At 68.6% G+C, this 9,651-nt stretch carries 6 protein-coding genes and 1 pseudogene; 2 read left to right on the forward strand and 5 right to left on the reverse strand.

All coding sequences use genetic code 11. The features are described from left to right. Positions 1–721: 721 nt before the first annotated feature. The 5 genes from ACFWU6_RS33035 to ACFWU6_RS33055 form a co-directional block, all read right to left on the reverse strand. Positions 722–1,222 carry a hypothetical protein gene (locus ACFWU6_RS33035; RefSeq protein ID WP_383985074.1) on the reverse strand — a complete coding sequence of 167 codons (501 nt, stop codon included), beginning with the start codon at positions 1,220–1,222 and terminating at the stop codon, positions 722–724. A 225-nt stretch (positions 1,223–1,447) separates the two neighbouring features. Continuing rightward, entirely contained in the window at positions 1,448–2,524 is a 1,077-nt protein-coding gene (locus ACFWU6_RS33040; protein ID WP_383985077.1) for a helix-turn-helix domain-containing protein, read from the reverse strand. Between the two features lie 175 nt (positions 2,525–2,699). Then, on the reverse strand, positions 2,700–2,975 hold the full coding sequence (locus ACFWU6_RS33045; protein WP_383985080.1) for a hypothetical protein: 276 nt from the start codon (positions 2,973–2,975) through the stop codon (positions 2,700–2,702). 1,098 nt (positions 2,976–4,073) lie between these two features. Then, positions 4,074–4,202: a hypothetical protein gene (locus ACFWU6_RS33050; protein WP_383985083.1), complete on the reverse strand. Its 129-nt coding sequence runs from the start codon at positions 4,200–4,202 to the stop codon at positions 4,074–4,076. 320 nt (positions 4,203–4,522) lie between these two features. Next, entirely contained in the window at positions 4,523–7,204 is a 2,682-nt protein-coding gene (locus ACFWU6_RS33055; protein ID WP_383985086.1) for a Helicase associated domain protein, read from the reverse strand. 317 nt (positions 7,205–7,521) lie between these two features. Between ACFWU6_RS33055 and ACFWU6_RS33060 the strand changes: the two are divergent. Then, positions 7,522–7,648, forward strand: a pseudogene (locus ACFWU6_RS33060) (ClpX C4-type zinc finger protein); the annotation flags it as partial. Positions 7,649–8,421: 773 nt separating this feature from the next. Next, entirely contained in the window at positions 8,422–8,826 is a 405-nt protein-coding gene (locus ACFWU6_RS33065) for a hypothetical protein (protein WP_383985089.1), read from the forward strand. Positions 8,827–9,651 lie beyond the last annotated feature (825 nt).

Consider the following 9,651-nt stretch of genomic DNA (forward strand, 5'->3'; position numbering starts at 1 on the left):
GTGGGGGCGCTGGTTTTTTTTTTCGCCGCACTGGGCCTCCCCGCCCCCCTCGGCCTCCCGGCGCGGGGCCCCGGCCCCCGCCGCCCCCGCTCGCCGGTCCCGCGACCCGCCCGCCGCCTGGTTCCCGGCGCCGGGGGTCGGGGTCTGGCCTGGGTTTCGTCTGGTGTTCGTTGCTGTGCTGGCGGTGCCTGTCCGGCTCGTGGTGGCGCCGTGTTGGGCCTGGCCGTCCCGTCCGTCCGCCGGTCCCGCGGCTGCCACCGCCCCGCGCCTGTGCCGCGCCCCGGCCGCCGCCCTGCCGCCGACGGCCTGCGTCCGGTGGGCCCGGCTCCGCGGCTAGGCCCGGTTCCCGCCCTGCGCTCGCTGCTGCGCTGGCCGTGCCTGTGGGCTGCGCCCGCCCTGCCGCCGCCCGCCCTCGCCCCGGCCCCGCCGCGCGGTCACGCCTCTGCGCTCAGTCCCGCCGCGGCCCCGCCGCCCGGCCCTGTCGCGGCCGTGGGCCTGGCTCCGGCCTCGGCGCCGGTGGCCCGGCCGCTGCCCGCCCGCCGAGCCCGGCGCCGGGCGCCCGGTCCCACGGTCCTGCCACCTGCCGTCCGGTGTTAGGCGACTCTCTGTGTGAGCACGTAGGTGGGGGTTAGCGACGCTCGCGATGGACATCAGTGTTGATCTCGGTGGGGAGTCAGATCCTTTTTCTTGTGCGACGACAGGGCGAGCACGAAGAGCTGGTTCACGAGTCGGGTTCCGCGTCGGGACGTGCCCATCGTTTGGTGATGTGCGGCTCGGAGTACGGAGCGGGCCATGATTGGAGCCGGATCTCCTCGGTGTCTTCGGGCTCGTCCTCGCAGTCGGGGTCGGGGAAGGCCGCAGCGGCGAGGCCACGCCTGGAAGCCCGGATGCGGGTCCAGCCGGCGGGCATGTCGAAGCGAGCTGCGGTGTCGAAGTCGTCAGTGCAGCCGAGCACGACGAGGCGTCCCGAGGCCAGGTTGAGGCTTGCCTCGACGACGTGGTCGAAGTCGTCGCTGTCATCGCCGGGCTGGTCTGTGAGGAGATGGACGGCAACAGCCACGGTGAAGTTGACGTCAGTGCCGATCGCCAGACCGCCTTCAGTGACTCCGAGCCCGTCCAACACTGTCTGCTCAGTCCACACATCGCTGAAGTCGGAGTCGGAGTCCTCGTCCAGGATGTGGATCTGGAAGTAGTCCGCGAAGAGCTCAAGATTGGTCGCCACGGAGGCATCATCCCTGCGGCCCGGGAACGGCGGCACGGCGGGGTGAGGCTGTCCCCGACGAGGCCGCCGACCGGGTGATCCGAACATGAATGCTGGGCCGCCGCCCTTCGCCCGGCCCCGCCGCCCGGGCCCGGTCCCGCCGCCAAGCGTCGCCGCGCGGTCCCGCCGCCCGGGCCCCGGCCCGCCCGCCGCCCGGGCTCCGACCCTCTGGGTCCGGGGCAGGGTTCAGAGGAGGGACCTCTCACGCAGGTGCTTGATCTGTGCCAGTACGGTGTCGACGCCAGCAACGAACGCGTTCGCGGTTTCGATGGTGGGGGTCTTCGGCGGCCGGTTGTCCACGCCGGCGAAACCTGCGTCCGTACTACTACCGTAGATTCCGCAGCCGACCGAGCTGAGGTGGTCGACGTTTTTGGCGACGGTGATCCAGTGCTTGTTGTCTGTCAGCGCGGCGATCTTCCGACCGGCCTCCACCGTGCGGTCGGGGTTAACAATCTTGTAGTGCCTGCATGCCGCCTTGAACTCCTGGAGTAATTGCTGCCTGAAAGTGTCGACCTTTTTGTATTCCAGAGTGTGCTTGGCCCTCCACGGATCCAATAAGTAGTTCGTGAGACCGGGCTGCCTCCGTAGCGGGGGCACCGTGACCTTCTTGATAACGCACTTCTTGTACTGCTCTTCCAAGAGTTTGCGGACTTGCTCGCGCAGCACTCGGATCTCCTGCCCTAGCAGTTGGGCCGCCTGTTGTGAACACGCCAGATCGTTTTCAAGCTGACGGGAGTAGAGCTGGGCGTGCTCCAACTGCTTGTGCTGCTTCGCGATGAGAGTCTCAAGCTGGTCGCGTTCGCCTTCAGTTTGTTGGGCAAGTTCAAGCGCGTTGGCCAAGTCGCCGACCAGGACGTCCAGCTCTGTCTCGGCTTTCTTTAGCCGCTCCAGCAGGGACCGTTCTATTTGCGACTTTTCGTCCAGAGCTCGGCGCAGCAGGAAGACCTCCTCGGTCCAGTACGCGATCCGCGCTGCGCTTTGCCCACTGTTCCTCTCCGCAGCGCGCCGCAGTTCGTGCAGCTCGCCCATCTCGGCTTCGGACAGGGAAAGTCCGAGATGGGCTAGGTAGGAAGCCAGAGCCTCCACGACTCGCTTCGGAGCTGTGCGCTCTCCACTGAGGTAACGGGATAGCGTGGGCGCGTCCAGGCCCGCCTTGCCGGCGAAAGCCCTTTGAGTGGCTCCCTTGTCCTTTCCTCTCTGCAGCACGTTTCGCAAGGCTTCGCCGTACGCTGAAGCGGACCAGGGAGCCTCTTGCTGCGACATCCGCTCGCCTTCCCCTCGCCCTGCCAGTGGGGCCCGACACCCCGGCCTTGCATTGTGACGCACAGCACAAGGCCGGGGGAAGTGTCACCTCTACGCCGAGGGTGCTCATCGGCCGCGGTACTACCGCAGCGCCGGAGTCCGGCCCGTCATCCCGGCAGGCCGAACCCCCAACGGGCTAGCTGTCGCTGCGGCGCAGCCGCTTAACCCGCTCACTACGCTCGCTCTCCCGCGAGTTGCGCAGCTCCCTTCGACGGGCCAAGTACGAGCGCCGGTTCTGCCACCACTTCAACCGGTCGCCCGACTCCTGCGGAAACACCACCTGTGCCACACCCAGGCCCAGGCTCATGGCGAGACACACCACGATGCACCACGCCGGGGCCCCGGCCAGCGCCTGCGCCAAGCCACTGACCGCGAAAAGAATGCTCGGCGCCATATTCTGTCCAACAGGCATTGAGATTCCCCTTTCGGCTGCCCCCTTGGGCTGCCGGGGTAAATACTTTTCGTTGCGTTTCCGGCAAGCCGTAGTTGCAAAAATTGTGCAATTCTCAATATTTCCGAAGGGGATGAATCGCTTTATTAGAAGGGAGACGTTCCGTGACTGATAGGCGCCCCCGGTCGCAGCGGTGAAGGCGACCCGGCAGCTGGAGTCGCCGCGGAGCGGGTCGGCTACTGGGCGGCCCGCGACACCCGCAAGGACATGAGCCCGGACAAGGCTGCGGTAGCGCTCGGCATGAGTTCCGCCGAGGCACGCAGGCTGTTGACGCGGTACGGCAGCTGGAGCCGTACTGCCGAGGACCCTGCCGCGACCCCGCAGGCCAAGTTCGCACTACCCTGCCGAAGAGCGACGCGTCGTGGACGTATTGACCGCGGGTAGGCGACGGCTGAGACCATCGCGCGGGAACTGGGGGCGTCGAGGCTCGCACGCCTGCTCCGGGTACTGCGCGTTGCAGTACCCAATAGTCGAGATAAAATAAGGAGAGAGGCATTGCGGGGTGCGGACATCCCCAAGTGGGGAAGGGGCTGCGCGCAACTACGGCTCAGGTCGCCCATGGCTCCGATAGCTCTTTCCCCGTGGAGGCATTTATGTGTTCCCTAGGTAAAGGGGTTTCCATCGGGGGGATCAGTGTCATGATCCTTCTGGGCTCCACCCTGTTGGCTCCGGGTGCGCAAGCAGTGGAGGGGCCGACACATGGATGCCGATATCCTGATGTCTGCGTCTACACGGACTACGGGTCACTTCGGCACGGTGATGTGCATGAGAGGTTCGGCTACCTGAATGGGGAAAATTTCCAGCCGACTGCCCGCGAAGACGGATTCTTCGTGGTTAACACTCGTAATGACGACATCGCAAGAATTCGGATGAGCCCCGGGCGGCAAGTCTGCGTTCCCCCGAATGGTGTCTGGTGGAGTGCTGATCAGACAATTTGGTCGGTCGCAATTGTGGACAAGTTGGAATGCCCTTAGTGGCGAAAGGCCATTCCCTATTAAGGGAAGTCCCTCGTCACTCGGAAGCCGGGGGCGTCGGTCTGCACAGACGCCCGAGCCTGCTCTACCGCGCCCAGTCCGCCCCGAGTCGGCATGCGCTCAGCTGCGTCTGGTCGAGCCGGTCGCGGCGGTCCTTCATGTTCCCGATCCAGATCCCGGTGCGGTGCTCGCTCCCGTCGGGCGGGACGACCACGCCGCGCCCCGGCAGGCCGCCGTCCCCTGCGACGTATGCGCCAGGGCCATGAAGTCCGTCTGGAACGCCCACCGCCGGCGCCCGGCCCGGGCTTTCGCGGACGCCTACGCGCTAAAACTGATGATCTGCGGGTTTATGTCCGCAACCTGGGAGGAAGCTAATGCGGGGAGTCGTCGCGGCTGGTCGTTCGTGACCCGGTGATGGCCGTGGTGCTGTCAGTGTGGCGTTCTCCGCCACGCCTGCCATCTGCATGTACGCGATATGTACGCTTCTGGAGTCGGTGGGTTGTACTCCGCTCCGCCCGGCTCCGGCTGCCCCTGTTATCGCGCCCACTCCACCCCAAGTTCGGCGAGCGCGGCGAGCTGGGCTTGGTCGAGCTTGTCCCGGCGGGCCTTGAGATTCCCGTACCAGATCCCCGTACGGTGCTCGGCGCCGTCGGGCAGCACCTCGACCACGGAGCGCGCGGGCAACCCGCCTTCCCGTGCGACGTACTGCGCGAGCGCCTCCACACCCCGCTGGAAGGCCTGCCGCGCCTTGCCCGACCCCTTCGCACCGTCGCCCACGCCCGCGGCCTCGGACGTCGGCACGGTGGCCGGGACCGGGGCGGGTGTCACGCCGAGCGTGGCAAGTCGTTCCTGCTGTTCGGCGGACAGCTGCGCCCAGTTGCGGGCCTGCCGCGTGAGCCACCTGCCGAGGTCGTCGCCGTCGAAGGTGACGCCGGGCTCGATCGTGGGGAGCCGGCCGCCAGGTTCGTCGGCGGCGAGCTGGGCGAGGACGCGGTGGTGGCGTTGCCAGTCGAGCGGCCATGGGCACGCCCAGTCCTCGTCGATCGCGGTCAGCTGCTCGGCGCGGGTGCGGGCCCGCTCCTCGTTCTTCCCGAGGCCGCCGGTACGCCGGAGGTTGGCCATCAGCTGCCCGATCGCGAGCTGCTCGCCGTCTTCGCCCCAGACGGCGTCCTGCCGGGGTGCCAGGTGCCCGTGCGCTCGCTGGTAGGAGCGGAGGCCGGCGAGCTTGGTCTCCCACGCTTCTTCGCCGGGTTCCCACACCATCCCGGCGTCGGCCGCGTCGAGGAGGGTCTTGCGCCGCCCCTCCAGCTCTCCGGCCCGCAGGGCTTTGCGCTGCTGGTGGACCCATCGCCCGAGCGGAAAGTCCTTGGTGACGCCGACCGGGGTCTCGGTGTCGTACGGGACCGCGAACAGCCCGGTGACCTCGTTCTCCTTCCGCCAGCGGAGCAGGGCTTGGTATCCCTCCAGCCAGACGAGGGATTCGGGCCGGTAGACGCGGGTGCGCAGGAACGCGGCGATGGTCGCGGGGTCGCGTGGGCTGGAGAAGTGCAGCAGCGCCGACTCGGCGCCCGCGTCGCCACCGTCCTGCTCCTGGTCCCCACCGCCCTCCCCGGCGCCGGCCGCGTCGCTGGCGCTGGTGATCCGGCCGTCCTCGTCGCGCTGGACGTGGATCTGCCGCTCGTACCGTCCCCGCGACAAGGCGCGGGAGGCGAGTTGCTCGACAAGGCGGGCGTCGTGCGAGCGCAGGCCTTGGAGGACCGCTACCAGGGGTGCAAAAGACGCTGAGGCGACCATATCGGTCGGATCCTCCCCGGCCTCCAGGAACACCGGGACGATGATGCGGGCGACCTTGGCGGTCCCGTCCGGGTTGGGCCGCAGCGCGCGGCCGATGTTCTGCACGATCTCGACCTGCGACCCACGGGTGTCCGCAAAGCAGATTGCTTCCACTCCCCGCTCGCCGGAGATGTCGACCCCTTCCCCGAGAACGCGAACGGACGCGAGGAACGCCCGGTGTACCCGCCGGCCGGCCGCGTCGATGCCGTTGGCGAACTGGCGGAGTACCTCCCGCCGCTCGGCGACGAGGTGGTCCCCGCACAGCCACTGCGCCCAGACCCGGTCCGGCGGGACATGCCGGCCGGTCTCCAGCTCGTACGGCTCGGCGCCGATCGAGGACTTCGGCAGCCGGCCGGCGGCCGCTAGGTCGGCGTCGGACGCCTCGGTGGCGTGCAGCTCGGCCGCGGTCGCCGGGAGCTTGGCCGCGAACGCGGCGGCTTCTTCGACCCGCTGGTGGAACGTCATGACGGTCTTGAGGTTGTGCCGGGCGGCGTGTTCCAGGAGTGCGGTCTGCAGGAGGGCCAGGCGCCGGCCCCGCAGCCCGTCCTCCGACAGCCCGAGGATCGGGTCGGGGTCGCGGATCTCGAGGACGTCGATCTCGAACCCGGCGAGGATCCCCCGCTCGATCGCCTCGGACAGCCCCAGCTCGGCGCCGGGGAGCCAGGCTCCGTAGGTGCCGTCCGGATCGTCGGCCATGCTCGCGATCACCGGCTCGGACCCGCCCGCGCCCTTCCGCGGCCGCGGGGCGGCGAGGATGCGCGGGGTCGCAGTCATGTAGAGCCGGAAGTCCGCGGGAATCCGCGCGGTGTCGTGGATCGCCGCCCACGGCCGCCCCAGATCCCCCGCGGTCGAGTGCGCCTCGTCCACCACGGCCAGGTCGAACGGAGCCATCACCTGCCCGTACAGCCGCTCCCCGCCGACGAGCGCGGCTTCCAGCGGCCCCCGCACCTTCCCCGCGCCGGCCGGGCCCTCGACGTCGTCCCGGTCCACCAGCGAGGCGTACGTGGCGAACACGACGACCGGCCCGGCCCCGGCCCACAGGGCGAGCTGGATCGGGTTCGTGGTCGTACGGACCCCGAGCTGCTCCAGGACCGCGTCGTTCTCCAGCGAGCAGACCGCGACCATCGGCGCCCGGTGGCCGACCCGGCGCCAGGCCTGCGCGGTCTGGACGAGGAGGTCCAGGGTCGGGACGGTGACGAGGATCCTCCCGCGAGGGAAGCACTCCAGCGCGGACGCGGCGGCCATGATCGTCTTCCCCGAGCCGGTCGCCGACACGATCGTGCCCCGCACCCCCTGAACGGGCACAGAAGATCTTGCAGAGAATCCAACCCATTTCAGGAACGCCGACTTCTGCACGACTTGGTGTTCCCTGAGCTGAATCACAAAATTCTCCTGGCCTTCCAATAACTAATTCCGGCGGGTTTTCAGACGGCCACGGGTCATCTGGACGGCGAGAACGCCGACACGGATACCGTGCCGTCCCCGCCCGCCACGACCCGCTCGGCGAGCTGCGCCAGGACCTCGACGGGCCGCAGCCCGGCCCGAGCAGCCGCCGCCCCGATCAGTCGCCGGGGCCCGCGGACAGCCACAGCTCTGCCCGCAGCTCGTGCCGCTCGTCCTGCCACCGCGCATCACCTTGTCAGGGCTCTCTTGACGGCATACCGTGTCAGGGTAACCCTGACACGCCCGGAGAGGTAGCCATGACAGCCACGGCTCAGTCCACCGAACCCACGCAGTGTTCCTTCTGCGGGAAGCCGAGCTCCGAGGTCGGCAAGCTGGTCGCGGGACCGGGTGTCTACATCTGCGACGAGTGCGTTGCGCTGGCGGAACGGATCGTCGCCGAGGCGATGGGGCAGCCCTCCACGCCGCGCGCTCACGCGTGGGCCTCCATGACGGACGAGGAGATCCTGAGCCATCTCCCTCAAGTTGCGGCGCATATCGACCGAGCTGAGGCTGACCTGCGGCTTTGGGTCCAGGAACTGCGGCGGCGTGGAGTGACCTGGACCCGGATCGGTGAGACCTTCGGGATCACGCGTCAGTCCGCGTGGGAGCGCTTCTCCGGCGAGGAGTGACGGAAGGATGGGCCGGCTGGCTGGCCGGTCTCCCTCAGCAAGGAGCAGCGACGCAGACCCGAGAGCCTGAGCGGACTTCGACCGGAGGCTGACGCGCCGCCACTCCCGGTGCTTCGCCGCCCAGACCGCGGCCAGCCGCTCCGGCTCCCTGACCGCCGCCTCCACGACCCGCTCCGCAACCACAGCCACGGCCAGACCGTCCCCCTGGCGCCGAGCCGAATCCCGCGCCACGTCCTCAGCACCCCGCATGCCCACCGGGTCCTTTCCAGGAAAAGCGTGCCGCCGAGACGGTCTATGGCGGATGCCCCATATTTTCGCCAACGGTACATGCTGCATCTAGATGATGCAGTCGCTGTACCGGAACCCACACGAACGAGCGGCCCGGCAGGCCGAAGCGCGGAAGGATGACGTTGTGCGGGTTCCTGCTGGAGTTGCGGGATCTGCCGACGGGCGGTTCACGGGCTGCTTCCGGGTAGACGGGCGGCAGGCGGTGACGTTGCCGTTCGGGGGATGCGAGGGGGCGTGGTGATGGATGCGGCGAAGTGGTCGGTGGACCGTGAGCGCCTGGCGCAGTGGGTTCCTGAGGGTGAGCGGATGATGGCCGGCTGTGCGGTGACCTACGGACGCTCACTGTGGGGTCTGGTGCCGCGCCGGGCTTCCCTCCTGCTGACCGACCGCCGCGTGCGAGTCCTGCGTCACCTGGGCAACGACCTCCGCTACGGGATACGCGGTATCTGGTTCGAGATGATCCGCGGCGAGGCCACAGCGGTCCGCGGGAATCCGCAGGTACAGGTGGAATTCGACAAGGGTCAGGAGGTCGAGTTACACCGGCGTGACGGCAGGGTCGAGCGTCTGCTGATCAGTCAGTGGGACGCGGTACACGCCGAAGCCCTGTACGACGCGTTCCCTTCCCCGGAGCCGGGCCCGCAATGAGGCGATCGCAGCCCCCGGGGGCCGTGTGTTGGTCTGTGGGCTGGGCAGTCGGGGAGGTATGACTTCACTCTTGGTGGTTGCCTCCGAGTTGGCGCGAGACAGGCCGGACGGGCCTCCGTGGTTCAAGTGGGCGTTCCTGGGGGTGTGGGCTGCCCTGCTTCCGTGGGTCCTCTACAAACTGCATCAACACGGTTACTTCAGAAGACGACGCTGACACCCGCACAACGGCAAGACCGGCCACCCCCTCGGCGATGGGAAGGCCCCGCGGGGGCCGGATGTTGAGGTCCCGGCGGTACGATTTCCGGTGTGATCCGTCCTCTCTCAGGTCCTCTCACGTGGAGGTACCCCTTTGCTGCATTTGTGCTGACCCTCCTGATAACCACCTGCTGGTATGGGTTGCAGCCGGTCTACCCGGATTGCGTTTTCGCCTACAGCAGTGCTGGGGAGCCGGTGAACGTGAAGGAGGCGTATCAAGGGGCAATCGAGTCCGGACAGTGCGAGCCGTCCCATGCCCGTTGGACCACCTGGAGTGGTTGACGCCCCCCAGCGCAGCAACACGACCGGCCCCCTCTCTGCAGCCGGCCGCCCGCGAAGCGGGCCCAGCCTGGAGCGCAGCGAAAGGCCTTCACCGACCGCGCGCAGCGCGGCCGGTGACCCTCGGTCACCCCCGAAGCGCAGCGCAGGGGATGACCGAGGGGTGTGGGAGAGCGCAGCGAACCCACACCAGGCCGAAGCGCAGCGCAGGCCAGCCCCACCCGAAGGGTGGGGCGCCCGGAGCGCAGCGCAGGGCTTCCCTTGCACAGCGCGCAGCGCTGTGGTACCCGC

This window comes from Streptomyces sp. NPDC058674 (assembly GCF_042716505.1).
Classification (GTDB): domain Bacteria; phylum Actinomycetota; class Actinomycetes; order Streptomycetales; family Streptomycetaceae; genus Streptomyces.

What these genes read in the sequence shown, in the direction of transcription:
- ACFWU6_RS33045 (WP_383985080.1), bottom strand. Translation starts at nt 2,975, where the DNA reads ATGCCTGTTGGACAGAATATGGCGCCGAGCATTCTTTTCGCGGTCAGT.
- ACFWU6_RS33065 (WP_383985089.1), top strand. Translation starts at nt 8,422, where the DNA reads ATGGATGCGGCGAAGTGGTCGGTGGACCGTGAGCGCCTGGCGCAGTGG.
- ACFWU6_RS33040 (WP_383985077.1), bottom strand. Translation starts at nt 2,524, where the DNA reads ATGTCGCAGCAAGAGGCTCCCTGGTCCGCTTCAGCGTACGGCGAAGCC.